Origin of the sequence: Nocardia sp. NPDC051981, from assembly GCF_040680715.1 — a bacterium.
GTDB lineage: Bacteria > Actinomycetota > Actinomycetes > Mycobacteriales > Mycobacteriaceae > Nocardia.
Genome location: NZ_JBFAXK010000005.1, coordinates 360,264 through 383,666 on the forward strand (window position 1 = coordinate 360,264; position 23,403 = coordinate 383,666).

Genomic DNA, 23,403 nt, shown 5'->3' on the forward strand with positions numbered 1-23,403 from the left:
TTACCCTTTCCTGTGCACCGGCCACCGTTCCTGAATGGCGGCCAGCGGAGTCGTATCGAGGTGGTGGAACTTGTATCTGCCCTGCTTCCGCGTCTCGACCAGCCCGGCCTCCTCCAGCACGGCCAAATGCTGCGACACGGCCTGCCGCGTCAAACTCACTTGATGCCGCCCACTGAGCCGGGCACAAATCTCGAACAGCGTCTGCCCATCCCGCTCGGCCAATTCATCGAGAATGATCCGCCGCGTGGGATCGGCGAGGGCCTTGAAAATATCGCCCACCACCCGACCATAGGCAAGTGACCACTTGCCTGTCAAGAACTCCCCGCCGACCCGCGATTCGGCCCGACCAGCAAGAAAGCCGAACGCGCCCGGATCAACCACACGCCGGCGAGGTCTGATTACCCAGCGACAGCATGTTGCACAGCCACTCCTTCTGCACCTTCCACTTGCCGTCCTCGGCGACGAGCGGAACGACCGCCCGCTGCGGCTGACCACCGCTGATCGAGGCCTCGGCGTCAGCGGTCAGCGTGCCGTTGCCAAGATCGTTGACGCCGGTGACGGTGATGGTGGCGTTGCTCTGCTTGTAGAAATCGACAAAACGTTGCGGCAGGCCGGGATCGGCGGCAACCCCTTGCAACATGTCCAGCTTCTGATCGTTGGGAATATCGGGGTTCACCAGTTTCTGCAATTCCGCATCGAGATCGGCCGCGGTCAGCACAGGCGGATAATTCGACTGCACCGGAGCAGTTTTCGACGTGGACGGCTTGGCAGGCTTGGACACATTCTTATCGCCACTACCACAGGCGGCCACCCCGAGGGCCGTCACAACGGTCACCATGGCAATCACGAGACGCTTCAAAGTCGCCGACGCTACAAACCTGCCTCGCCGAAACGCAGTGCGCCGCAGCGTTTCAGGCCAAATTCTCACGGTCGGCACAGACGGCTCACACAGTTGCTGCGGACTTGGATGCGTCGGTGCGGACTTGAAACTGACGTCGGGTCAGGATCTAGCGTCGGGGGCGACTGCCAGAAGGAGGAGCTTGTGCCGAAAATCGATCAGGACGAAGTTGGGTACTGGGTCGACGCTGCGCGGATCACCAAGGTATTCAACAGCTATTTTCGCTCTCTGGACGAGATGTGCTTCGACGTAACATGTTTCGAGCAGATCTTTGCCAGCGATGGGCGAATCGTGCGGCCGAACGGGGCGGCGGTGGCAGGTCCTGCGAGTATCGCGGGCAGTCATGCGGTGAGCTTCGCTCGCTTCGACGCCACTCAGCATCTGCTCAGCGGTCATGATGTCGCGATCGACGGCGACACGGCCGACGTGCGGGCCAATCTTGTTGCGATACATCTGTGGAAGGGCATGCCCGTCGAGTCGAGCATGCTCGAACGGTCGTTCACGGCAGGCGGCGTCGTTACCGCGGATCTGGCCCGCACCCCCGATGGGTGGCGTATGACCGAAGTACGGAACCGCATCATCTGGCGTACGGGACACTTCGGGAACATGATCGAAACCCGCTGACGGCGGGGATCGGTACCGCGGAATGACGGTGGCCGAACGGGTTTCACGAGGGTGCGGGCCGGGCCGAGGGTGATCGGGCGGTGCGGGCGTCAGTCGGCCGCGTGGACGACCATCACCGGGCAGTGGGCGTGCTGCACCAGCGAGTGCGCGGTCGACCCGAGCAGCAGGCCCAGGAATCCCCCGCGGCCGCGATTGCCGACCACGACCAGCTGCGCGTGCTTGGACCAATCCTGCAGGTGCGCCGCCGGAGCGGAGAAGTGGACGCGGCGGATCACGGTCACGTCGGGGTACTTCTCCTGCCACCCGGCGAGCCGCTCGGCCAGGACCGACTCCTCGACGGCTTCGACGTCGTCGAGCACCGGGGTCGGATGATCGCCGGCGAACACCCCCGCGCTCCAGTCACTCCAGACGTGCACCGCCACCAGGTCCGCGCCCCGCTCCGACGCCTCGGCGAACGCGGCGGCGATGGCGGGCTCGCTGACCGGGCCGCAATCGATACCGACCACCACCGGACCGGAATCACGAACGATGTTGTCCGCCTGGTGATCCGGGCGCACCACGAACACAGTGCCCGCCGCGTGCGAGGTGACCGACAGCAGCGTCGAGCCCAGATGCGCGAAGGTTCCGGTGGTCCCGGTGGCGCCGAGCACCACAGCATAGGCGCGGGCGCTGAAGTCGATCAGCAATCCCGCGGCGGAGTCGTTGAACAGGTGCGCCGTCACCTGCAGATCGGGGTGAGCGGCCCGCGCCGTCTCGACCGCATGCCGAACCACGTCCCGGCCCTTGGCCTGTGCAGCGTCGATCACCTCAGGTGTCACCACCGCGTACGGGCCCATCACGGCACTGGTGCCCACCAGGTCCAGCCCGTGGACGACCTGCAGCGTGCGTCCCCGGCGCGCCGCCAGATCGGCTGCCCACTGCAGCGCGATGTCCGATCCCGACGACCCGTCCACGCCGACGACCACTCCTGCGGAGACCAGTCGGTGCGGATCGTCGTATTCCTGCTCAGCCATTGCCATCTCCCGGCGGTGCGGTTACCGGGCGGCGGATCGCCGCCCACCCTCACGGTATGAATCACCGGGGTGCCGGCACTGCGGCCGATGGTCATGGGACCAGGGGCCCAAAGACCGCCCGGCCGTGGGCCGATGGTCGCGGGAGGCGATCGGCGGCTACTTGCCCGCGGTCTCGTGCTCGCCGTCGCACCACTGCTCGACGGGGACGCTGACCTTGACCTGGTCGATGTGCTCGCCGCAGCCGGCCCAGGTGATCTTGCCGCAGTCGCAAGGGGTCGGTTGACACATGATGGTGGTCCTCTCGGGATCGGTCGGGTCGGACGGCGTCGTCGGATCGGCACACCATCCGAGACGCGGCAGCGTGGATGGTAGCCGTAGCGTCGCTCACCGGAGCGGCTCGGCCCCGATCGATTCCCGCTCGACCAACCGGATACCGGTCACCAGTGTCGGCTCGATGGCCACGATGGTGTCCATGACCCCGTCCACCCACGGCCGTACCAGCGCATCGTAGCGGGCCACCAGTTCCGGGGCGGTGATGGTCCGCGCGAGACCGATCACCACGACCGACCAGCCCAATCGTGTCACCCGATCGATATCGTCGGCCTCGTAGGCGACCACCACAGCGGAATCGGCCCGCACGGTCGAGGTCAGTCGCGACGTCAGCCTGGTCCGCACGATGACGGTCTCTCCGTCGACGATGTGATTCACGGGCCGGACGGCCGGCAACGCGTCTCGGGTGAACACCACCCGGCCGAACGGGACACTGGCCAGCAGGCGCATCGACTCGTCCCGGGAAAGGTCCACCACGCTGCGCGCGGCCTCCTCGGCCATGCTCCGCGCGGCCTCCTCGCCCCGGAAACGGTTCATGCCGTCGTCTCCCGTCATGGTTCATCGATTCGATGGGTATTCGATCTCCATGGGACCATTGAATTCTCCTGCCCGGCAGGGCCTAAGGTCCTCGATGACCGTCCTGTCCTCGAGCGGCACTGCGTTTCTGCCTCGGGCGCGTTGACATTCGCCTCTGTGGCGGACCCGGCCCCGCGTCGGAGTCTGAAGAGACACCCGTCGAACAGGAGGCACGTGATGAACTATCGAATCGGTCTGTGCGAGACGGCGCCACAGACCGTGGTGCAGATTCCCCTCGAGATTCCGCCCGATCGACTCAGCGACGCCATTGTCGCGGGCGTCGAGCGCATGGCGGAGGTGGCCAGCCGTGCCGGTCTGACGGCTTCCGGCGCACCCACCATTACGTTTCATCACGAGTCGCCTGCCGGGGATTCCATCAAGGTCGATTTCGGATTGCCCATCGAGCCCGCGCCCAATCTCGGGCCCGCGTCCGGGGCGCAACTGATGGTGCTGCCGCCGACACTGGTCGCACGCACCTGCCACCGCGGCGGCTACGGCGGATTGGACGCCGCCTATCGCGCGCTGGGCGAGTGGGTGCGGGAGGCGGGGTGCACACCGATCGGGCCGCCGACCGAGGCATATCTGGTCGGTCCCGACGAGGTCAGCGATCCGCGGCAGTTGATCACCGAAATCCGGCTCCCGGTCGCACCCGCACCCGCGATCGCCGTGCATCTCGACGGCAACCTCACCGACGCCGCGACGCGGACCCGAGAAGCATTGCACCGGCAGGGGTTCGGCGTCGTCGCCGAGATCGACATGCAGGCGATACTGCGGGAGAAGGCAGGTGAGCACATCGGGGACCATCTGATTCTCGAGGTGTGCCATCCGCGGCTGGCCGCGCGAGCGCTGGAGGTCGACCAGCGGGCCGGTCTGCTGCTGCCCAGTCGGATCGTGCTGCGCGAGGACGAGACCGGAGTGCTGATCGAGGCGGCCGATCCCGAAGTTCAGGTACGCACGCTCGCACAACCCGCGCTCAACGATATTGCCGCCGAAGCACACCGGCTGCTCGGTGCGGCGCTGGCCGCGCTGCACCACCCGGCCGCGGTGGCCGGGTGAGTTGATCCGGGTGCCGGAGCCTGCGGCTCCGGAGGCGGTGTCCGGCGCAGCGCCAATACACTGTGGGCGAGCGATAGCTCGGATTCGCCCTCGACAGCCCCAGGATGCCTTCAGATGACTTCCCTCTCCGATGCCGAGCACTCGGTGCGAAGCACGTTGTCGCAGTTGCGACTGCGTGAACTGCTGACCGAGGTCAAGGATCGGGTCGATCAGATCATCGACGCGCGCGACCGGATGGACGGACTCGTCGAGGCCATGCTGTCGGTGACCGCCGGGCTGGATCTGGACCATACACTGCGCACCATCGTGCGCACCGCCATCAGCCTGGTCGACGCCCGCTACGGCGCACTCGGCGTGCGCGGCGTGGATGCGAACCTCACCCAGTTCGTGCACGAGGGCATCGATGACGACACCGCTGATGCCATCGGCGACCTCCCGGCCGGGCGCGGTGTGCTGGGGGTGCTGTTCCATCAGCCCGAGCTGATCCGGCTCGACGACATCGCCAGTCATCATGCGTCGGTAGGGTTTCCGACCAACCACCCGCCCATGCACACCTTCCTCGGGGTGCCGGTGCGGATCCGGGACGAGATTTTCGGCAACCTGTATCTGACCGAGAAGAAGAACGGGCTGCCGTTCAACGAGGACGACGAGGTGATCGTCCAGGCGCTGGCTGCGGCGGCCGGCATCGCCATCGACAATGCGCGGCTGTATGAATCGGCCCGCGCCCGGCAGGCGTGGATCGAGGCCACCCGCGACACCGCCACCGCGTTCCTCGCCGGAACCGCCGCCGACGAGGTGCTCGCGCACGTGGTCGAGCATGTCCGCACGCTGACCCAGGCCGAACGCGCGTTCCTGGCGATCGAGCATGATCCGGATATACCGGCGGAGGAGACGCGGGAGTTACGGATCGCGCGCTGGGCCGGGCCCGGCACCGAGCCCAGCAGCCAGGTCGTCCGGACCACCGGCACCGCGATCGGACGGGCGATCACCGAGGGCACGCCGCTGAGCTTCGACGACGCGGGAGATATCGATCTGGGCAAGCCGATCGCAGACCCCGGCCCGACGCTGATCCTCCCACTGCACGCCCAGGGCGCCACCTTCGGCGTGCTGGTCATCGTCCGGCCGATCTCCGCTCCCCCGTTCTCGGCCGAAACCCTGGAATTGGCAACGGCCTTCACCGAGCAGGCGGCGCTGGCCATCCAGCTGGCCGAGGCCCAGCAGCGGGTGCGCGAACTCGACATCCTCAGCGACCGCGACCGCATCGCGCGCGACCTGCACGACCACGTGATCCAGCGCCTGTTCGCCGCGGGCCTGAGCCTGCAGGGCACCATCGCCCGCACCCGAGCCCCCGAAATCCGGCAGCGCCTGTCGGATGTGGTCAACGACCTCCAGGACGTGGTGCAGGAGATCCGCACCTCGATCTTCGACCTGCACGGCGCCAACGGCCAATCCCCGGGCCTGCGTCAACGCCTCGAACAGGTCATCGCCCAGCACACCGCCGACATCGACCTGCGCACCTCCCTGCGGACCTCCGGCCCCCTCTCCGTCGTGGCCCCTGTCCTGGCCGACCACTCCGAAGCCGTTGTCCGAGAAGCGGTTTCCAACGCCGTCCGCCATGCCAACGCCCACTCCCTCGCCGTCACCCTCGACGTGGCCGACGATCTCACCATCACCGTCTCCGACGACGGCATCGGCATCCCCGACAACATCACCCCCAGCGGCCTTTCCAACCTCGCCCGCAGAGCCCAGGAACTGGGCGGCACCTTCACCATCCTCCCCAACCCCGACGACACCGGCACCCGCCTCCGCTGGTCGGCCCCGCTCGACTGACCGCCGCCTCGGAATCCGTCGGCCCGAGGCTTCCTCGGGCGTAACGGTCCTGTGGTCGGCCTTTGTCTGCTAAGACCTGTGGATCGTCGGTGAAAGGTGCATATGTTGTCTCGCTCTGCCATTCGGGTTCGGTCGATCTCGTTGGCGGTGGCTGCGGCGGCGTTTGTCGTGATGGCGCCGGGAGCCGCCGCGCTGCCGACCGGCTCGTCCGATCTGCCCACCGGAACATCCCAGAGTTCGACGGGGACGCCGCCGGTGACGGGGACGAGCGTCTCGACGGCGTAACGGTGCCGCTGGGTAACACCTACAACACCGCCTCCACCGGTGATCACGACGGCAACGCTGTGGTCCTCGGGTTGAACTGACTGTCAGCGCCCGGCTTCGGAACCGGTCCCGAGCCGGGCAACTCAGGGCACCTCGTTCGGGACAGCAGATGTGAGGCACGTCGCCGCACATACCCCTGGGGGTATGCTACCTTGGTTTCATACCCTATGGGGTATCCGCGACGCGGCCGATCGGACGATGCCGCGCTTCGCCGAAGCAACCGAAGGAGTAGCCATGTCCGCACCGACCGACGTCGCCCACGCCTCGCCGCACGGCAAGGCCGTCCTGAACGAGCTGTCCCCGCTGCACCGGGAGCTGCGGCGGGCAATTCCCGAGGTGTACAAGGGTTTCGGCGAGCTCAGCAAGGCGGCGTTCGCGCCGGGCGCGCTGGATCGCAAGACCAAGGAGCTGATCGCGCTGGCCATCGGGGTGGTCGAGGGCTGCGACGGCTGCATCGCTTCGCACGGTCAGGCCGCGGCACGCGCCGGTGCGACCAGGCAGGAGGCCGCCGAGGCCATCGGCGTCACCTTCCTCATGCACGGCGGCCCCGCCACTATCCACGGCGCCCGCGCCTACGAGGCGTTCTGCGAATTCGCCGACGCCATCGAATCCGGCGAATCCCCCGCCTGACCCACGGAGAAAACAGACATGTGTCATCCCGCCCGATGCCGGACCTGCGGCAAGACCACCTGGTCCGGCTGCGGCGCCCACGTCACCCAGGTCCGCGCGGCCGTACCGGCCGACCAGTGGTGCCCGGGTCATCAGGATGCCGCCCGCGACAGCTGGATCCGGCGAATCCTCGCCCGTTGATCAGTTACTTCAACCTTGTAGTAAAGCCACTTCCAAATGCTTCAAATTTGAAGCTTCGACCGCCGAGATGCTCGCAGCAGGCGTCCATCACACCCGCCGCGGAACGTCAGGCGATCACCGAAGTACGTCATCCGGTGCACGTCCCCTACGGCGACCTCGGGCGACAATTCGGTGGACTGCCGGTCGTCGAGCATGGGATAGATCGGCATCTGGAAGGCGATGTTCACCTCGCCCCGGTCCCGCGCCAGCAGGGTGAGCGCGGCGGTCAGTCCCCCGCCCGCGCTCTCCCCCGCGACCGCTAGCTGAGCCTCGCGGATGCCGAGTCGAATCACATTGTCGCGCATCCAGATCAAGGCGGTGTAGCAGTCGTCGAGGGCCGCGGGATACAGGTGGGCGACGCTGAGCCGATAGTCGGGCGCGACCACCACGCATCCGGTCCGCTCGGCCAATCGCCGGTAGATCCGCATGTCCTGTTCCGGTCGCCCGAGGAAGTATCCGCCCCCGTGCAGCCAGAGCAGTCCGGCCACGGCGGTGGTGGGTGCCGACGGCGAATAGACGACCACGCGCAGCCGCGTTCCGTCGCCGCGATCGATTCCGAACTCCTCGACCCGTCGGCACCGCCACCGCCTACACGTACTTCTCGTCCAAGGAGCACCTGATCTCGGAGGTGTTCTGGCGGCGACTGGTCGCGGCCCCGAAACTGGACACCGGCACCGGGGACCCGGCCACCCGGGTGGTCGCCGTCTTGCGCCAGGTATCCCTGCTCGTGGCCAATGACCCGGCTCTCGCCGGAGCGGTCAGCAACACACTGCGGGGCGACGATCCCGATGTCCGGCATCTGCGGGTGCGCATCGGCCTGGAGATTCGCGGCCGGCTCGCCGAGGCATTGGGATCCGATGACCCAGAACGGGTTTCGATGCTAGAGCTGGTCTACGCGGGCGCGCTGCTCCAGGCCGGGATGGGCCTGCTCTCCTACGAGCAGGTCGCCGGCCTGCTGGAACGGTCCGCGCGCCGACTGCTGGCGGATCCCGCGGCCGAGTGATCGACGGACACCGAACACAGGCCTGCACAGCATGCGGCCGGCGATCCGATTCAACGTCCGAAACCGGCCGCGGACCTTGTCGCACGCCACCGACCATAGTACCGTCCAGACACATGTCCATCACGTGTCTGGACAAGATTGTTCGTGAAGGGATTTCCAATGACGCTGGTCAAGCCGCAGCGAGTGTCCGGGGGCGCGGATGAGCACGGACACCTGGAGGAGTTCCGCACCGATCCCATCGCGCTGATGCGGCGGGTGCGCGCCGAATGCGGCGATGTCGGAGCCTTCGAACTCGCGGGACGCGATGTGATCCTGCTGTCGGGCGCCGAGGCCAACGAGTTCTTCTTCCGCGCCAGCGACGAGGACCTCGATCAGGGTGCGGCCTACCCGTTCATGAAGCCGATCTTCGGCGAGGGCGTGGTCTTCGACGCGCCGCCCGAACGCCGCAAGGAGATGCTGCACAACCAGGCGCTGCGCGCCGACCACATGCGCGGGCACGCGGCCACCATTGCCCGCGAGGTGGATCGCATGCTCGCCCGCTGGACCGACGAGGGCGAGATCGATCTGCTCGAATTCTTCGCCGAGCTGACCATCTACACATCCTCGGCCTGCCTGATCGGCCCCAAGTTCCGCGAGCAGCTGGACTCCCGGTTCGCGCATCTCTACCACGAACTCGAGCAGGGCACCGACGCGCTGGCCTACGTCGATCCCTACGCGCCGATCGAGAGCTTCCGCCGCCGCGACGAGGCCCGCGCCGCACTGGTCGAGCTGGTGCAGGCGATCATGGATCAGCGCGAGGCGAATCCGCCGACCGGTAAGGACGATCGCGACATGCTCGACGTCCTGATCTCGGTGAAGGACGAGCACGGCGTGCCGCGTTTCTCGGCCAGCGAGATCACCGGCATCTTCATCTCCATGATGTTCGCCGGGCACCACACCACCTCCGGCACGGCGGCCTGGACCATCATCGAACTGCTGCGCCACCCGGACACGCTGGCCACGGTGGTCATCGAGCTCGACGAGCTGTACGCCGACGGCGCGGAGGTCAGTCACCATGCGCTGCGCCAGATTCCGAATCTGGAGGCCGCGCTCAAGGAGGCGCTGCGCCTGCACCCGCCGCTGATCATCCTCATGCGTATCGCCCGTGCCCGGTTCGAGGTGTGTGGGCATCGGATCGAGGCGGGCGACATGGTGGCCGCCACGCCCGCCATCTCCAACCGGATCCCGGAGGACTTCCCGGACCCCGACACCTTCGACCCGGGCCGCTATCTGGATCCGCGGCAGGAGGATCTGGTCAATCGCTGGACCTGGATCCCCTTCGGTGCGGGCCGCCACCGCTGTGTGGGCGCGCCGTTCGCGCTCATGCAGCTCAAGGCGATCTTCTCGATCCTGTTGCGGGACTGGGAATTCGAGCTGGCCCAGCCGTCGGAGACCTATCGCAACGACCACTCCAAGATGGTGGTGCAGTTGCAGCAGCCGTGCCGCGTCCGCTACCGGCGCCGCCATCGGTGAGTCCGTCCCGGTCCACAATGATGTCGGCCCGTCAGGAGGCAGCTGTGTCCGCGCCGTCCATTCCCCCCGGATTCGATTTCACCGATCCGGCGCTCTGGGAGACCCGAAACCCCGTCGCAGAATTCGCCCGGCTGCGCCGCACCGCCCCGGTGTGGTGGAACCCGCAGACCGATGCCCAGTCCGGCGGATTCCGCGACGGCGGCTACTGGGTGGTCACCAAACACGAGGACATCAAGGAGATCTCGCGCAACGCGGAGCTGTTCTCGGCCCGGTCCAAGGGCGCGGTGATCCGCTTGCCCGGCGAGATCACGCCCGAGCAGATCGAGCTCACCGGCGCGCTGTTGCTGAACATGGATCCGCCCAAGCACACCAAGATCCGGCGCATCATCTCGAAGGGCTTCAGCCCGCGCGCGATCGAGGGATTGCGCGGCGCGCTGGCCGATCGTGCGGCCGCGATCGTGCGCGCGGCGCGGGAGACCGGCGGCGGCGACTTCGTCGAGCAGGTGGCGTGCGAGCTGCCGTTGCAGGCGATCGCCGAATTGCTGGGCGTGCCACAGGAGGATCGGCGCAAACTGTTCGACTGGTCCAATCAGATGCTCAACTACGACGACCCGGAATACGGAGACAACACCAGCACGACCTCGTCGACCGCGGCGTCGATGGAGATCCTCGGCTACGCCTGGACCATGGCCGAGCAGCGTCGCGCCGATCCGCTCGACGATATCGTCGGCCGGCTCGTGCACGCCGATCTCGACGGCGAAGCCCTGGGCTCGGACGAATTCGGTTTCTTCGTCATTCTTCTGGCGGTGGCGGGCAACGAGACCACCCGCAATGCCATCACCCACGGGATGAAGGCGTTCATCGACCACCCCGAGCAATGGGAGCTCTACCGGCGGCAGCGCCCACGCACCGCACCCGACGAGATCGTGCGCTGGGCGACGCCGGTGACCGCGTTCCAGCGCACCGCCACCGCCGACACCGAACTGGCCGGGCAGCCGATCCGGCGGGGCCAGCGACTCGGATTGTTCTACAGCTCCGCCAATTTCGACGAGGACGCCTTCGACGACCCGTTCCGGTTCGACATTCTCCGCGACCCCAATCCGCATCTGGCCTTCGGCGGCACCGGCGCGCACTACTGCGTCGGCGCGAACCTCGCCCGGCTGGAGATCGATCTCATGTTCAATGCCATCGCCGACGCGATGCCGGACCTGTCCGAGGTCGCCGAGCCTCAGCGGCTGCGGTCGGGGTGGATCAACGGCATCAAGCACTGGCAGGTCCGGTACGAGTAGCCGGGCCGCCGTATCACCGGGGAGATCGCCCGGTGCATACTCGATCGGCGCGGATCGGACGAGAAGCCGTCCCCCGCAATCACATTGGGAGTAGATGATGAAGACCCGACTGAGCTGCCCCTGCGGCGAATACATTCGCGGCGAGAACGAGGACGACCTGGTCGAGAAGACCCAGGCCCACCTTGCCGAGCGGCACCCCGATCACAACTATTCCCGCGACGAGATCCTCTTCCTCGCCTACTGATCGCGCATTCGGGGAAGCAGGTCTTCAGGGCCTGGGATCGTGACCGGGTGTCACTCGCCTTCGCCGAGATCCTGCAGAGAGGTCGGCCCGGCTCCGAATGAGCCGGGCTCCCCTCCGCCAGATCCCGCAGCGCCTGAGCCACCTGCACCTTGTTGTTCTGGACGATCATCTCGAGGGTGCCCAGTGTGGTCAGTAGCCGCGCCAGGACATCCGAATTCTGTTGCGGCGCGGTCAGATACTCGTCGGCGAGGGACAGGCTGCTGCAGATGGCGGCGTTCTGCGATGCTGTCGCCGCGGGACACGCTGCTACGCGAGCGCCTGGTGGATAAAGGCTTGCAGGGCAGCGTCGATGGGATGGGGCTGCGGCGCGATGGCGGGACGGTTCCAGCGCTGGAGGTTCACGGCGGCGGAGAGTTGGCGCGTGCCGTCGACGCTGGTCATCGAGATTGCGCCGCCGCCCCAGACGGAGCCGTCGTGGCCCCAGAAGGTGGCGGGGCCGGGGGCCGGCAGCGTTTGCAGGCCGAGACCGTAGTCGAGGGTTTTTCCCTCGAACGAGATGACCGGAACGGTGCGCTGCATCTCCGCCAGGGCTGGGCGGCTGATGATTTCGCCGGCCAGCAGGAGGCCGAAGAAGCGGTTCAGGTCCGTGACGGTGGAGATCAGTGACGCCGCCGGTCCGACCCACGACATGTCGAAAACGCTGTAGTCACGCGGCGGTTCGATCATGCCGAACCACGACTCGTAGTGCAGGGAGTGGGGACCGTCGATCTGCGGTCCGGCCGGGAGTTCGGTCTCGCGCAGCCCGGCGCGCTCGATGATGTCGCCGGTGATGCACTTCTCGGCCGAGGCGCCGGTGACCGACTCCAGAAGTTCGCACAGCAGAAGGTAATTGGTGTTCGAGTAGATGCCGGGGGTGCTGCCCGGGGCCCCGGTGGCGGGCGCCGAGACACCCATCTCGATCAGCTCGGTCGGGTGGAAGCGGGTGAATCGGTTGTCGTCCAGGCTGTCCGGCGTCGTCCTCGCCAGGTCCGGAAAGGCCGCGAGCGACGGGTAGGCATGGGGCAGGTAGTCGGCGAGGCCGCTGGTGTGGTTGAGCAACATCCGTACCGTGATCGTTGTACCCCGATCTCCGGGAACCAGGCGGGGCAGATAGCGGCCGATCGGTGCGTCGAGCTCGATCGCACCGTTGTCGACCTGCCGTAGTACGGCGGCGGCGGTGAACGTCTTGGTGATGCTGCCGACTCGGTGGCGCATGTCGCTGGCGACGGGTCGGCCGGTTGCGACGTCGGCGACTCCCGCTGCGCCACACCAGATCTGGTCACCGGCGCGGACTTCCGCGAAGATTCCCGGCATGCCCGCACGGTGGACGGCATCCAGGGCGGCCTGCAGCAGCGTGGAATCGAGGGTGGTGGTCACGACACGTGTCCTCTCGTTGTCGATGTCGGTGACCACCACTATCGGCCGGGCCACCCGGCGCGGTATTGGAAGAATTCTCCCCAGGCCCGGTACCGGTGCCGGGCGATGGCGGGCAGATAGTGTGCGGTGAGAGCCCCCGGGGTGTCGTTCGCGAAGATCGATACATCCCGGCACAGGTGAGGCTGATCGGTGTACCCGCACTCCGCCGCAACGTCGGCGGCGGGCCGGCCCGCCACCAGTTTGTCGACGGCATAGCGGAATCGGGCCAGCATCGCCGCCCGCTTGGGAGTGAGTCCGATCTGGGACTCGAACCGCGACCCCAGCCGCTTATGACTCCAGCCGAGCGATCGGGCGAGTTCGCCGATCCGCAATCGGCCGTGCGCGGACTCGATTCGAAACCAGGCCTCCAGCACCTCCGGGTCCGGTGACCGATTCGGGGTGTCGCGCTGTGCCAGAAACGACTTCGTCAGGGCGAAACGCTCGCCCCACGCCGGGGCCGAGGCGAGCTGCTCGCGCAGTACCCGAATCCGCGGTCCCCAGAGATCCTCCAGCGCGACAGCGCCGCAGCCCAGATCGATTGGGGGAACACCCAACAGGGAGTACGCCTGTATCGGCGACAGGCGAATCTCGATACACGCGGCTCGTTCGCTGCGTACGCGCATGGCCGAGAGGGCAAGCCCTGCGGCGAACCCGTCGAGGGTTCGCCGGCCGGCGACATCGTCGACCAGCACCGCGCCGGCACCGAAGCCGATCACCACGGTGACCGCCGTCGTCCCGGCAACCCGGAGGTCCAGTCCGGCCCTGCCGATATCGCGATAACCGATCATCGCGGTGCCCGGCCATCCGGCATCGTCCGGACCCGCGAAATCCCACCCCGCACCGGGCTCGTCACCGAAGTCCACAGCATCCACCCCGTCCAGGCTACAAACCCGACGGCCTCACCTCGATGACACAGGCTGGGTCCCGGTCAGGGCGGGAGGCTCGACGCGGCCGGTCAGCCGGCCCGGCGCATCAAGCCCTGGGCGGAGACCGATGCCACCAGATCACCGGCCTGGGTGAAGATCTGGATGCGGCCGTACATCCGGCTGCCACCGGCGAACGGGCTCTCGCAGTGCAGTAGCAGCCAGTCATGCATCGTGAACGGCCGATGGAAGGTGACAGTCTGGGTGAGCATCGCGGACGCGCCGCGGCCGCCGCGGCGCGCGATCTCGGATTCCGGGTACGGGCGTAACGCGACCGGGCCCAGGAAGCCTTCGCTGCCGTGGGCCAGCAATGCGCGACCGAGGCCGGGCAGCTCCGGCGCCTTGTCACAGCGCATCCACACATCCAGGGCCGGCGGTCCCGACAGTTCGGCCGCGAGCGCGTCCGCTCCGCCGAGTGTGCGTACCTCCCAGGGCAACAGCGCACACGGCAGCTCGTCGCACTCCTCCGGCCCTGGCACCCCCGCAGGCAGGTGCGCACCGTGGCTGAGGAAGTCCGGCTCCTCCGCGCTGAGCATCGTCAGCACCCGCGCGTGCTCGCGTCCCTCCTGGGAGAACGACACCTGGACCGTCGCCAGCGCCCGCCCCGACTGCACCACCTCGACCGCCACATCGACGTCCCGGTCGGCATACCCACCGCGCGGAAAGACACCGTGCAGCGACTGCACGGCCATGTGCGGCACCGTCCGCTCCGCGGCAACCACGGCCTGCGCGAGCGTCTGGCTCCCGAGCGTCGTCGGCAGCGTCGAGGTGACATTGCGAGCGCGGAACCGACCCGCCCCGACCTCGGTCAGATCGAGGACATCGAGCAGATCGGCCAGGTCGACCACCGGCCACATATGCGTTCCACCAGCCATTGCGAAATATTTGCACACGCCCGAAAGCGCGCGATCGGCGATTCCCGATGAGCGGCATGGTGAAGTATCCGAGCCGGTGGCGATCCCGACCGAGGGTCACCCGCGGGGTAGGGGGCCGGGCTCAGTCATTCACCATGGGCCGAAGGCGACCGGGTGTACTGTCTTCGTGGTCGATCCAGGCGTGCCCACCGGGACCCGAACGGCCGAATTGTGTTGAACACTACCCTGATTGGGGATGAGGTGAGGTCGTCTCGGGTCAATCGTCAGGTCCGGACCCTCCGGCTGGCGCTGACGCTCGTTGTGATCGCCGGCTCGCTCATCGGATGCGGATCGCCCTCGGGGACATCACATCCGGCGCCGACGCCGAGCGTCGTCGCCGACGCCGCGGGATTCGTGCATCCGGGAGTGATGGACTCGCGGGGGCAGCTGGATTTCGTGCGGCAGCAGCTGCGGGCGCAGGCGCAGCCGTGGAAGGCGGCCTTCGACGCGATGATGGCGAGCCAGTACGCGGGCCTCGGGTACGTGGCGAAGCCGCGGGCAGTAGTTGATTGCGGACCCTACGACCACCCCGACAACGGGTGCAGTGATGAGCGGCGCGACGCCGACGCCGCCTACACCAGTGCGCTGGCCTGGTATCTGACCGGTGACGAGCGCTATGCGCGGAAGTCGATTCAGGTCATGGATGCGTGGTCGGCGACGCTCACCGATCACACCGGCAGCAACGCCCCGCTACAGAGTGGATGGGCGGCCTCGGTATGGACCCGCGCGGCCGAGATCGTCCGCTACACCTATGCCGGCAGCTGGCCGGATCTGGCTCGATTCCAGGACCTGCTGCGAAAGGTATACCTGCCCAAGGTAATCACCGGCTCCACGTCGAACGGCAATTGGGAATTGTCGATGATCGAGGCCACCCAGGACATCGGCGTCTTCCTCGAAGATCGCCACGCCTACGACACAGCGGCCACGATGTACCTCGATCGCGTCCCCGCCTATATCTACCTCACCTCGGACGGTCCACAACCGCGGATCTCGGTCCGCACCCACGCCTCCACCCCGGATCAGATCACCAAATACTGGTGGGGCCAATCGACGCTCGTCGACGGCGTCGCACAGGAAACCTGCCGCGACTTCGCGCACACCGGATACGGCCTGTCAGCGATCGCCCACATCGCCGAAACCAGCCGCATCCAACAACACGACCTCTACCCCCAAGTAGCCGACCGCCTCCGTGCGGCCCTCGAACTACATTCGAAATACCAACTCGGCCAACCGATGCCGACCTGGCTCTGCGGAGGCCAGTTGCAACGCGAACTCGGCCCCGTCACCGAAGTCGCCTACAACGCCCTGCACAACCGAATGCACCTGGACCTCCCCGACACCGAGCGCCTCACCGACAAGCAACGCCCAGCCGGGCTGGACATGTTCTCCATGTGGGAAACCCTCACCCACGCCGACAATCCGGGCTGAAATTCGGCTCCTGAACCCGCCTTCTCGAGGGGCAACGGCCGCAATTGACGGTGGCCGACCTGGATCTCCCCACCGCACATGGTGGATCTGGTTTCGCGAGAGTCGATGAAGACGACCCGTACCGAAGTGCGTTGGCTGCGAGTCACTTTCCGGCATCTCGGCAAGCGGGATACGGTGACCGCCCTCGAGCGGCTGCTCGTGGCGGCGCAGCGTCACGACGACGGTCGTCGCTCAGCATCCCGCTGAAACGAGCACATAGTGCGCGGCGATGACCTACAACGCACCCATCTGCCGCATAGCGCGCTGGCTGAACCGGCCAGCGCGAGGCGCCGGCGGCCGGAACCTGGTGCGGTGCAGAACATCCACTACTGATTTCAGTGCACGTCTTCGACACGAGTGCGACAAGCGCGAGCGGTCGGCGGGGTGCACAATTCGGTTCGTGACGGACGTACCGAGATTCCTCGATGGCGCACGAGTGCTGGGCACAGCAGACATCCGCGGTGCGACACCATCTGGGCGCACGAGGCACGAGGTGGACGGTCTCGTCGTCAATGACTTCGCAGGACTGGCGATAGCGCAGTACGACGCGAGCCCCGAGGTGTACTTGTTCTATTGCGACGGGGAGTGGAACGTCATCACCGACACCTGCCACCACAGTGTCGCCGGGGCGCGCGAGCAAGCCTCCGACGAGTTCGGTCCGGTCGAGTTCGTCGAATTCCCATTCGCCACCGGCTGAAACAGCCAATCCGAAGGGTCGTCCGCAGCCTCCGAAGATCTCACGCGCCGAGTGTCGTCCCTTGATGGCAATCCCGACGCCATCGGTGACGCCTACGTGGCGGGTGCGTGTGACTACCTGCTTAAACCGCTCGGAACCGGTGAACTGCTCGACCGCATCCGTGTCCATCTCACGGCACCGCAGGTGGGCTGAAACATCTACCAATTCGGGCGTGTCGCCGGCCATCCTGGTCTGCACCCCGTACCTGGTAGATGGCCGCGCTCGGGCCACCCGGCGGCGCGGGCCTTGTCGATGCTGGCGGCGTTCATGGTGTCGCAGGCACTCATGGACCGACCAGTGTGCCTCCACCGCCGACTGGCTCGGGTATGGGTGTCGGTCCCTGGTGACAGGATGCGGGTGTGGGTGACTATTTCGAACGAATCGTCGACCTCGATGTGACCTCGGCGGACGCGAGCACGTTGGCCGAGCACATGGTGGACTGGATGGTGTCGCGGCGATGGCTGCTTCGGGAGACTTCGCGCGCCGCGATGTACAGCCTCCAGGTCGACGAAGGCTATGTGCCAGGCCCCGACTGGCCGCAGATCACCCAGGAATGGGGCGCCGACTGGATCCCCGGCCCCGTTGCCGTCATCGTCGGACGCCACGACCATTACGCCGGACAGGGCGGCATCGAACCGGCCTCCTCGGTATGCCCACACTGCCAGGACACCACCGTGATCATCGACTACCCGCAACAATGGGAAGCCGATCCCACTGTATGGCAGCCGTTCTCGGACGCCATCAACGCTTGGAAACAAACAGGCACCGGCGCGGCGATCTGCCCCTCCTGCACCACACCGAGCCCCATCACCACCTGGCAATGGGCAGACAACTTCGCTCTGGGCAACCTCGCCTTCGACTTCTGGGGGTGGCCGCCCCTCACCGAGGACTTCATCATCGAATTCGCCGGCCGACTCGGGCACCGAATCGAACACCACACCGGCAAGTTCTGAACCGAGGCTTCCGACAATCAGCTGAGCGCAGCGTGGTGACTATCGAACTCGGTACCGAGACCATTTTCGCGGTACAGGCCGCCGTGCGCCTGCCACCCGAACGCACTTCAACTGCCGATGTCCCGCGCTGACCGAACCGGCCAGCGCGGGACATCGGAAGATCAACGGGCCGAGCCGATCCGAGGCCGGCGGAACGTCCGCGATTGCCGAGTTGCGCGCCTTCTGATCGCGACCCGTCCGGACTGTCGAGCTCGATTCTTGACATGTGAACGTCGAAGCATCGCAGGAGGGTTATGGCGCTTGCCCGATCTGATGCAGGAAGGTGAGGTTGTCCTCGATGTGCCAGTCCTCGGTGATCAGGGTGTGGTCGCCGCCGAGATGTTGCAAGTCGATGGCGTTGAATTCGACAGGCTGGCCAGAACCTCGAGCACCGTTGAAGACGCCCGTGAAGTGGCCGCGGAAGACCAGCCGCGCGGTGAGCGTGTCCCCGGTGACGTACAGATCGGACAGCTCGCATGTGAGGTCGGGGACAGCGGTGCGGAAGGCATTCGATGCCACTGCGGGGCCGGTCGGTCCCTGCGGTCGGCCGGGCGGCAGGGTGTTGTCCCGGAATGACGGTGCAATCGCCCGGACCAGGTAGTCGACGTTCCCGGTATTCCAGAACGTGTAGAGCACCTGCGCCACGTGGATTTCCTGTGCGGCCTGATCGGCGCCGAGTCCGTCATCGATGTGCACCGCCCGCGGTACGACCAGGTCGCCGGAACGGTCGACGGGGTCGACCGGGCGCGGCGCCTGTGTCGAGCAGGCAGCGAGAAGCAGTGTGGCACAAACGAAAAGAGCGATCTTCACGCCAGTCTCCCGCCGCCGTCGACATGCAGGGTGGCGCCGGTGAGGAACGGGTTGGTCAGCGCCAGCAGTGCCGCGGAGGAGATGTCGGCCGGTGTCCCGACCCGGCGTGCCGGATTGCGATCGGCGACGGTCTGGAAGAACGCCTCCTTGCCGGGACCATCCCATACACCCGAGTCGACAATGCCAGGTGAGATCGCGTTGACGCGCACCGGCGCCAGCTCGACCGCGAGGGCCTCGGCCAGAGCGGCGGCAGCGGCGTTGGTGGTGGCCATCACCGCCCGACCCGGTGTCGGCCGCCAGGCCGCGACGCCGGAGAACAGCAGGATCGCACCACCCGTTCGGAATCGAGGAGCGAAGTGCTTGGCGAGCAGGATCGGTCCGATCACCTTGGCGTCGAAGGCGCGGCGCACGGCGTCGTGGTCCAATTCGGTGATCGCGCCGTTGGCGTGGTCGGCGGCCAGCGACACCAGATAGTCCAGCTCGCCGACGCGCTCGGCCAAGGCGCGCACGGTCCCCTCATCGGCCAGGTCGATCTCGGGGCGTGCTACCGAAATAACTCGAGCGCCTTGGGCTCTCGCGTCGTCGGCGATGCGGCGACCGATGCCCGATCCGGCGCCGACGACGATCATTGTTTTGTCTTGCAGTGTTGTCATGCCCGGTTCAGCATCCCGTCGGAAACGAATAATCCCTTCGCGAACTGAATGTTTTCGATCAATGCCATAGGATTCTCGAATGCCAACGCTGCGGGCCCTGGAATGCCTGATCGCCGTCCTGGACGCCGGGTCGATCACCGACGCCGCCGCGGTGCTGCACATGTCTCAACCGGCACTGTCGCATCAACTCGCGGCGCTCGAACGCGAGATCGGCGCACCGGTCCTCGAACGACTGCCGCGCGGGGTGCGCGCCACCGTCATCGGCCGCGCCGTCGAGGCCGACGCCCGTGCAGCGTTGACTGCGGCTGCCCGCGTCGTCGATGGCGGTCGAGCCGTGGCCAGAGGCGAAGGCGGCCAGTTGCGGCTGGCGTGCGCGGAAAGCCTGACCGCGAGTCTCCTGGCGCCGGTGCTTCGTACCTGGTTCCGCCGCAAGCCCGGCGTGCAGATGGTGCTCACCGAAGCCACGAGCGCCGACGACCTCGTCCACCACATCGAATCCGGAACGGCCGACCTGGCCCTCGGTCCCCGACCGACCCGCTGGACCGGCGCGTCCGAACTCATCGGCACCGAGGAGATCGTGGCCGTCCTCCCCGCCGATCACCCCTTGTCCCAGCGTGATCGGCTGAGTTTCGAGGACCTACACGATCAACCACTGGTGCACTACCACCCCGATAACGGCCTTGCCGGCTGGCTCGACGCCCAAGCCGCCGGTCACGGCGTCACACTCAGCCCCGTCATGCGCACCCGGCAGGCAACCACCGCAGCGCAACTCGCTGCGGCCGGACTCGGGATCGCACTGGTCCCCGCCACAGCGCTCGGCCCCGGCCTACCGGCCACCCTGAAACACCTGCACCCCATCGTGTCCCGCGATCTCATCTGCCTCATCGGCACCCCCGCCGACCCACTGCTCCGCCACTTCGTTTCCGACATCGTCGAGCGCGGAGTACCCATGAACCCTTCAGTCAGAACAAAACTCACCTGACCCCCGGACACCATTCCGCACATCCCCCGCGAACTCGTCGGGCATCCATGCCGCGAGCCGCCGGCCGATGTCGGGGTTCGGTCGGGACTGTGCCCGGGGTTGCCCTGCCTCATAGGCAGATCGACCCGCCAAGGAGGGCATCCGCGTGGACAACGCCCGTATGAATCGGTCCGGGCAACGTCCGCACATGCCGCATACCGCGCTGACCGAACCGGCCAGCGCGGGGCATCGGAAGATCAACGGGCAAAGCGCCATACGGCCGCCAGCAGTGCACGCTATTGCCGATGTGCGGGTCCGTGTCTGGTCGACCTTACGCGGTCGGAGCTGGGGTGCCTGCCTGCGCACGAGCGAGATACTGGAGCACGTCGAAACAGGTCACTGCGCGGGCTTGTGGCCTGATTGCGCCGAGTCGCGCTCCTTGGCGATCCGATGGCGGATCTCGCCCCACGACAGGGGCAACTCATCCACCGGTGCGTTGAAGAACACGAAGGTCGCGTCCCGCATGACCTTTCGCTTGCGCTCGACAGTCGATTTATGCGGCTCGGCGCCCGCGTAGGCGGAGATGGCTGCCTTATTGTCCCAAGCCGAGTAGGTCCAGAATGTGCCCTTCAACATCTCTGCCTTCAGGGCCACACCGAGCACTCCCGGCGAGCGGCGGGCCTGCCACCACAGTGCCAGTGAGGCGATCAGGAAGCCGGGGGCGCTGCGCAGCGACTTGACCTCGAGGCGCGAGGCCATGCATTGGGCCTCCGGCGTGGTGGGCGTGCCGATTGTCATCCAAGGAAGCGTGGGCATAGGCCACTCTTTCGATCAGGAGGGCGGCGCCGGGCCGCCAGCTGCTTCCAATATATTCCACAGTGGGATATGGCTTGTCAACGGCAAGATGCTTGACCGAACGCGCCGTAGGGAGTGGATCGCCCCGGGTTTGGTGCTTGCATCAAAGCCGGGGCGATTCAGTCATCTGTCCAGCACCTGACAGCGAGCCGCCCCGGCACGGCGTTGTTTCGCAGGGCCGTCAGGATCGGTGCACAGTGATCAGACCGGATTCGTAAGCGAGGATGACCAATTGGGCGCGGTCGCGGGCGTGGAGCTTGGTCATGGCCCGGTTGATGTGGGTTTTCGCGGTCAGTGGGCTGATGACCATGTGGTCGGCGATCTCGTCGTTGGACAGGCCGCGGGCGACCAGGGTAACGGCTTCGCGTTCGCGGGTGGTCAGTTCTTTCAACCTCGTGCTGGTGTCGGTGTGCAGCGGTGTGGCGACGTATCGGTTGATCAGTCGGCGGGTGATCGAGGGTGCGAGCAGGGCCTCCCCGCGCGCGGCGACGCGAACCGAATGCAGGAAGTCCTCCGGCAGAATGTCTTTGACGAGGAATCCGGCCGCACCTGCCCGCAACGCGTGAAAGACGTACTCGTCGAGCCCGTAGTTGGTCAGAATCACGACATGTACGCCCGCGAGGGCCGGGTCCGCGGCGATGCGCCGGGTCGCTTCGATGCCGTCGACGCCGGGCATTTGAATATCGATGAGCGCGATATCCGGCAGGCATTGCTTCGCCATCGCGACGGCTTCGCTGCCGTCGGCGGCCTCGGCGACCACCTCGATGTCGTCCTCGAGGTCGAGCAGCACACGAAAACCGCCGCGGATCAGTGGCTGATCGTCGACCAGCAGGACCCGGATCATGATGGCTCGACAGGCAGTTCAGCTCGCACACTGAAGCCGCCCTCGCTGCGTGGTGCCGCCCGCAGACGGCCACCGAGCGCGGTGACTCGTTCGCGCATCCCGAGCAGCCCCACACCGTCGGTGGGTGGGCTGTCGGGTCTGGCATTGCCGTCGTCATCGACTCGGATGACCAGGGTTTCGGGTCGGTAGTCGATACGGATCGAGGCGGTCGCGGCGGCGGCGTGGCGGGCGATGTTGGTCAGCGACTCCTGAACGATCCGGTAGATAGTGCGGTCCACTGCCGCAGGGACTTCCCGGCATGGTCCGTCGATCGTCAGTGACGCGTCCAATCCTGTTGCGCGGGCCCGTTCCACCAGCTCCGGGACCTGCTCGAGCCCTGGCCGCGCGCCGATCTCGTCCTCGCGCAGCGCCTCCAGCGTCGCCCGTAGTTCCCGGGCCGCTTCACGTCCGGCCTGCCGGATCGCCAGCAGTGCCTGCGGCACCGGTTCACCCCGCTTCTGGGCCAGGTGCACGGCAGCCTCGGACTGCACCTTGATCACCGAAATCTGGTGGGTGAGCGAATCATGCAACTCCCGCGCGATGTGCAGCCGCTCCTCGTCCGCGCGACGCAGCGCGACCTCCTCACGCGTGCGTTCGGCCTCGTCCGCGCGCCGCTCCGCCTGACGCAGCGCCTCCCCGGCCGCAGCTGCCGCGATCAACCACGCCAGTTGCAGCGCATCCCGGCCCCGGGCGAATGCCTCACCCACCGGCCAATCATGATGCGCGACCAGCATCACGAACGGGAGCGTAGCCACCATGATCACCGAGCCAGCGGCCGTGACCAGCCGATGCCCAGCGCGCACCGCCACATACACCGCAACCAGGAACGCGACGGCAGGCACCCCGAAACCGAGTGCCTGATAACCCAATACACACAACCCGGACACGATGAGCACGACGACCGGCGCACTGCGAGCCACACCGAGCACGACGCCACCCGACAGCAGCACCACATAACCCAACACACCCAGCCCGGTGACCGCGTGCTGCCCGGACACGCCGGCCAGCAACAGAATGACCGTCACCGCGGCGGCGATCCCCCAGTCTCCGAAGTAGATTCGTGCCCTGCTCATCACAGCACCCTAGCCGGAATCTCGCAGCCAGAACTCCTGCCTGCGCAGGATCCATCGACTACTGCGGACGCGGTAGTTCCACAGGCTGTACCGCATGCACGGCAGCCCGGATACGGCGGCGACCGCAGCACGA

Annotated in this window: 28 protein-coding genes and 1 pseudogene; 15 read left to right on the forward strand and 14 right to left on the reverse strand. The window is 66.9% G+C overall.

Translation table 11 applies throughout. The annotated features are described in order from the left end of the window. Both AB0L60_RS13065 and AB0L60_RS13070 read right to left on the reverse strand, forming a co-directional pair. Complete coding sequence (locus AB0L60_RS13065; RefSeq protein WP_364612032.1) at positions 1–279, reverse strand: metalloregulator ArsR/SmtB family transcription factor; 279 nt, start codon at positions 277–279, stop codon at positions 1–3. A 94-nt stretch (positions 280–373) separates the two neighbouring features. Beyond that, positions 374–859: a hypothetical protein gene (locus AB0L60_RS13070; protein WP_364611902.1), complete on the reverse strand. Its 486-nt coding sequence runs from the start codon at positions 857–859 to the stop codon at positions 374–376. Positions 860–1,042: 183 nt separating this feature from the next. On the opposite strand from AB0L60_RS13070, the gene AB0L60_RS13075 reads away from it, so the two are divergent. After that, positions 1,043–1,522, forward strand: a complete 480-nt coding sequence (locus tag AB0L60_RS13075) for a nuclear transport factor 2 family protein (protein ID WP_364611905.1) — start codon at positions 1,043–1,045, stop codon at positions 1,520–1,522. 89 nt (positions 1,523–1,611) lie between these two features. Here the strand turns inward: AB0L60_RS13075 and AB0L60_RS13080 are convergent, their stop codons facing one another. From AB0L60_RS13080 to AB0L60_RS13090, 3 genes are all read right to left on the reverse strand, one after another. Beyond that, complete coding sequence (locus AB0L60_RS13080) at positions 1,612–2,535, reverse strand: universal stress protein (RefSeq protein WP_364611908.1); 924 nt, start codon at positions 2,533–2,535, stop codon at positions 1,612–1,614. A 156-nt stretch (positions 2,536–2,691) separates the two neighbouring features. Continuing rightward, positions 2,692–2,823 (reverse strand): hypothetical protein, encoded by a 132-nt coding sequence (locus AB0L60_RS13085; protein WP_364611911.1) that lies wholly within the window; start codon positions 2,821–2,823, stop codon positions 2,692–2,694. Between the two features lie 96 nt (positions 2,824–2,919). Further along, positions 2,920–3,402, reverse strand: coding sequence for a pyridoxamine 5'-phosphate oxidase family protein (locus AB0L60_RS13090; protein ID WP_364612035.1), 483 nt, complete (start codon positions 3,400–3,402; stop codon positions 2,920–2,922). A gap of 216 nt (positions 3,403–3,618) precedes the next feature. Here AB0L60_RS13090 and AB0L60_RS13095 point away from each other — a divergent pair, with 216 nt between their 5' ends. The 5 genes from AB0L60_RS13095 to AB0L60_RS13115 all read left to right on the forward strand — a co-directional run bounded on the left by AB0L60_RS13095 (position 3,619) and on the right by AB0L60_RS13115 (position 7,461). Further along, positions 3,619–4,497, forward strand: coding sequence for a DUF302 domain-containing protein (locus tag AB0L60_RS13095; protein ID WP_364611914.1), 879 nt, complete (start codon positions 3,619–3,621; stop codon positions 4,495–4,497). A 114-nt stretch (positions 4,498–4,611) separates the two neighbouring features. Continuing rightward, on the forward strand, positions 4,612–6,327 hold the full coding sequence (locus AB0L60_RS13100) for a GAF domain-containing protein (RefSeq protein WP_364611917.1): 1,716 nt from the start codon (positions 4,612–4,614) through the stop codon (positions 6,325–6,327). A gap of 62 nt (positions 6,328–6,389) precedes the next feature. Beyond that, complete coding sequence (locus AB0L60_RS13105; RefSeq protein WP_364611920.1) at positions 6,390–6,692, forward strand: hypothetical protein; 303 nt, start codon at positions 6,390–6,392, stop codon at positions 6,690–6,692. 193 nt (positions 6,693–6,885) lie between these two features. Further along, on the forward strand, positions 6,886–7,281 hold the full coding sequence (locus tag AB0L60_RS13110) for a carboxymuconolactone decarboxylase family protein (RefSeq protein ID WP_364611923.1): 396 nt from the start codon (positions 6,886–6,888) through the stop codon (positions 7,279–7,281). An 18-nt stretch (positions 7,282–7,299) separates the two neighbouring features. Beyond that, entirely contained in the window at positions 7,300–7,461 is a 162-nt protein-coding gene (locus AB0L60_RS13115) for a hypothetical protein (RefSeq protein WP_364611926.1), read from the forward strand. A 41-nt stretch (positions 7,462–7,502) separates the two neighbouring features. Here the strand turns inward: AB0L60_RS13115 and AB0L60_RS13120 are convergent, their stop codons facing one another. Then, positions 7,503–8,024 (reverse strand): alpha/beta hydrolase fold domain-containing protein, encoded by a 522-nt coding sequence (locus AB0L60_RS13120; RefSeq protein ID WP_364611929.1) that lies wholly within the window; start codon positions 8,022–8,024, stop codon positions 7,503–7,505. A 47-nt stretch (positions 8,025–8,071) separates the two neighbouring features. On the opposite strand from AB0L60_RS13120, the pseudogene AB0L60_RS13125 reads away from it, so the two are divergent. The 4 genes and pseudogenes from AB0L60_RS13125 to AB0L60_RS13140 form a co-directional block, all read left to right on the forward strand. After that, a pseudogene (locus AB0L60_RS13125) lies at positions 8,072–8,503 on the forward strand (TetR/AcrR family transcriptional regulator); the annotation flags it as partial. Positions 8,504–8,662: 159 nt separating this feature from the next. Beyond that, entirely contained in the window at positions 8,663–10,015 is a 1,353-nt protein-coding gene (locus AB0L60_RS13130) for a cytochrome P450 (RefSeq protein ID WP_364611932.1), read from the forward strand. Positions 10,016–10,059: 44 nt separating this feature from the next. Further along, complete coding sequence (locus AB0L60_RS13135) at positions 10,060–11,304, forward strand: cytochrome P450 (RefSeq protein WP_364611935.1); 1,245 nt, start codon at positions 10,060–10,062, stop codon at positions 11,302–11,304. Between the two features lie 97 nt (positions 11,305–11,401). Further along, a complete protein-coding gene (locus AB0L60_RS13140) occupies positions 11,402–11,548 on the forward strand; it encodes a DUF1059 domain-containing protein (RefSeq protein WP_364611938.1) in 147 nt (48 codons plus the stop codon). A 306-nt stretch (positions 11,549–11,854) separates the two neighbouring features. Here the strand turns inward: AB0L60_RS13140 and AB0L60_RS13145 are convergent, their stop codons facing one another. The 3 genes from AB0L60_RS13145 to AB0L60_RS13155 all read right to left on the reverse strand — a co-directional run bounded on the left by AB0L60_RS13145 (position 11,855) and on the right by AB0L60_RS13155 (position 14,801). Further along, positions 11,855–12,964: a serine hydrolase domain-containing protein gene (locus tag AB0L60_RS13145; protein ID WP_364611941.1), complete on the reverse strand. Its 1,110-nt coding sequence runs from the start codon at positions 12,962–12,964 to the stop codon at positions 11,855–11,857. 38 nt (positions 12,965–13,002) lie between these two features. Beyond that, positions 13,003–13,875, reverse strand: a complete 873-nt coding sequence (locus AB0L60_RS13150) for an AraC family transcriptional regulator (RefSeq protein WP_364611944.1) — start codon at positions 13,873–13,875, stop codon at positions 13,003–13,005. Positions 13,876–13,958: 83 nt separating this feature from the next. After that, positions 13,959–14,801: an acyl-CoA thioesterase domain-containing protein gene (locus AB0L60_RS13155; RefSeq protein WP_364611947.1), complete on the reverse strand. Its 843-nt coding sequence runs from the start codon at positions 14,799–14,801 to the stop codon at positions 13,959–13,961. A 240-nt stretch (positions 14,802–15,041) separates the two neighbouring features. Between AB0L60_RS13155 and AB0L60_RS13160 the strand changes: the two genes are divergently transcribed. From AB0L60_RS13160 to AB0L60_RS13175, 4 genes are all read left to right on the forward strand, one after another. Next, entirely contained in the window at positions 15,042–16,268 is a 1,227-nt protein-coding gene (locus AB0L60_RS13160) for an alginate lyase family protein (RefSeq protein WP_364611950.1), read from the forward strand. 439 nt (positions 16,269–16,707) lie between these two features. Beyond that, positions 16,708–17,004, forward strand: a complete 297-nt coding sequence (locus AB0L60_RS13165) for a hypothetical protein (protein WP_364611953.1) — start codon at positions 16,708–16,710, stop codon at positions 17,002–17,004. Between the two features lie 51 nt (positions 17,005–17,055). Further along, positions 17,056–17,196, forward strand: a complete 141-nt coding sequence (locus tag AB0L60_RS13170; RefSeq protein ID WP_364611956.1) for a hypothetical protein — start codon at positions 17,056–17,058, stop codon at positions 17,194–17,196. Between the two features lie 206 nt (positions 17,197–17,402). Then, positions 17,403–17,996: a hypothetical protein gene (locus AB0L60_RS13175; RefSeq protein ID WP_364611959.1), complete on the forward strand. Its 594-nt coding sequence runs from the start codon at positions 17,403–17,405 to the stop codon at positions 17,994–17,996. Between the two features lie 291 nt (positions 17,997–18,287). Here AB0L60_RS13175 and AB0L60_RS13180 read toward each other — a convergent pair whose 3' ends face one another. Continuing rightward, entirely contained in the window at positions 18,288–18,845 is a 558-nt protein-coding gene (locus AB0L60_RS13180; RefSeq protein WP_364611962.1) for an ester cyclase, read from the reverse strand. Next, positions 18,842–19,498: an SDR family oxidoreductase gene (locus tag AB0L60_RS13185; protein ID WP_364611965.1), complete on the reverse strand. Its 657-nt coding sequence runs from the start codon at positions 19,496–19,498 to the stop codon at positions 18,842–18,844. The genes AB0L60_RS13180 and AB0L60_RS13185 overlap by 4 nt, the downstream gene beginning before the upstream one ends. Before the next feature lie 79 nt (positions 19,499–19,577). Here AB0L60_RS13185 and AB0L60_RS13190 point away from each other — a divergent pair, with 79 nt between their 5' ends. Further along, entirely contained in the window at positions 19,578–20,480 is a 903-nt protein-coding gene (locus tag AB0L60_RS13190; RefSeq protein ID WP_354845576.1) for a LysR family transcriptional regulator, read from the forward strand. Positions 20,481–20,855: 375 nt separating this feature from the next. Here the strand turns inward: AB0L60_RS13190 and AB0L60_RS13195 are convergent, their stop codons facing one another. The 3 genes from AB0L60_RS13195 to AB0L60_RS13205 all read right to left on the reverse strand — a co-directional run bounded on the left by AB0L60_RS13195 (position 20,856) and on the right by AB0L60_RS13205 (position 23,270). Then, positions 20,856–21,257 (reverse strand): hypothetical protein, encoded by a 402-nt coding sequence (locus tag AB0L60_RS13195; protein ID WP_364611969.1) that lies wholly within the window; start codon positions 21,255–21,257, stop codon positions 20,856–20,858. Positions 21,258–21,495: 238 nt separating this feature from the next. Further along, positions 21,496–22,158 (reverse strand): response regulator transcription factor, encoded by a 663-nt coding sequence (locus tag AB0L60_RS13200; protein ID WP_364611972.1) that lies wholly within the window; start codon positions 22,156–22,158, stop codon positions 21,496–21,498. Continuing rightward, entirely contained in the window at positions 22,155–23,270 is a 1,116-nt protein-coding gene (locus tag AB0L60_RS13205; protein WP_364611975.1) for a histidine kinase, read from the reverse strand. The genes AB0L60_RS13200 and AB0L60_RS13205 overlap by 4 nt, the downstream gene beginning before the upstream one ends. Positions 23,271–23,403: the final 133 nt, after the last annotated feature.

What these genes read in the sequence shown, in the direction of transcription:
- AB0L60_RS13080 (WP_364611908.1), bottom strand. Translation starts at nt 2,535, where the DNA reads ATGGCTGAGCAGGAATACGACGATCCGCACCGACTGGTCTCCGCAGGA.
- AB0L60_RS13085 (WP_364611911.1), bottom strand. Translation starts at nt 2,823, where the DNA reads ATGTGTCAACCGACCCCTTGCGACTGCGGCAAGATCACCTGGGCCGGC.
- AB0L60_RS13090 (WP_364612035.1), bottom strand. Translation starts at nt 3,402, where the DNA reads ATGAACCGTTTCCGGGGCGAGGAGGCCGCGCGGAGCATGGCCGAGGAG.
- AB0L60_RS13095 (WP_364611914.1), top strand. Translation starts at nt 3,619, where the DNA reads ATGAACTATCGAATCGGTCTGTGCGAGACGGCGCCACAGACCGTGGTG.
- AB0L60_RS13100 (WP_364611917.1), top strand. Translation starts at nt 4,612, where the DNA reads ATGACTTCCCTCTCCGATGCCGAGCACTCGGTGCGAAGCACGTTGTCG.
- AB0L60_RS13110 (WP_364611923.1), top strand. Translation starts at nt 6,886, where the DNA reads ATGTCCGCACCGACCGACGTCGCCCACGCCTCGCCGCACGGCAAGGCC.
- AB0L60_RS13115 (WP_364611926.1), top strand. Translation starts at nt 7,300, where the DNA reads ATGTGTCATCCCGCCCGATGCCGGACCTGCGGCAAGACCACCTGGTCC.
- AB0L60_RS13130 (WP_364611932.1), top strand. Translation starts at nt 8,663, where the DNA reads ATGACGCTGGTCAAGCCGCAGCGAGTGTCCGGGGGCGCGGATGAGCAC.
- AB0L60_RS13140 (WP_364611938.1), top strand. Translation starts at nt 11,402, where the DNA reads ATGAAGACCCGACTGAGCTGCCCCTGCGGCGAATACATTCGCGGCGAG.
- AB0L60_RS13155 (WP_364611947.1), bottom strand. Translation starts at nt 14,801, where the DNA reads ATGGCTGGTGGAACGCATATGTGGCCGGTGGTCGACCTGGCCGATCTG.
- AB0L60_RS13185 (WP_364611965.1), bottom strand. Translation starts at nt 19,498, where the DNA reads ATGACAACACTGCAAGACAAAACAATGATCGTCGTCGGCGCCGGATCG.
- AB0L60_RS13190 (WP_354845576.1), top strand. Translation starts at nt 19,578, where the DNA reads ATGCCAACGCTGCGGGCCCTGGAATGCCTGATCGCCGTCCTGGACGCC.
- AB0L60_RS13195 (WP_364611969.1), bottom strand. Translation starts at nt 21,257, where the DNA reads ATGACAATCGGCACGCCCACCACGCCGGAGGCCCAATGCATGGCCTCG.
- AB0L60_RS13200 (WP_364611972.1), bottom strand. Translation starts at nt 22,158, where the DNA reads ATGATCCGGGTCCTGCTGGTCGACGATCAGCCACTGATCCGCGGCGGT.
- AB0L60_RS13205 (WP_364611975.1), bottom strand. Translation starts at nt 23,270, where the DNA reads ATGAGCAGGGCACGAATCTACTTCGGAGACTGGGGGATCGCCGCCGCG.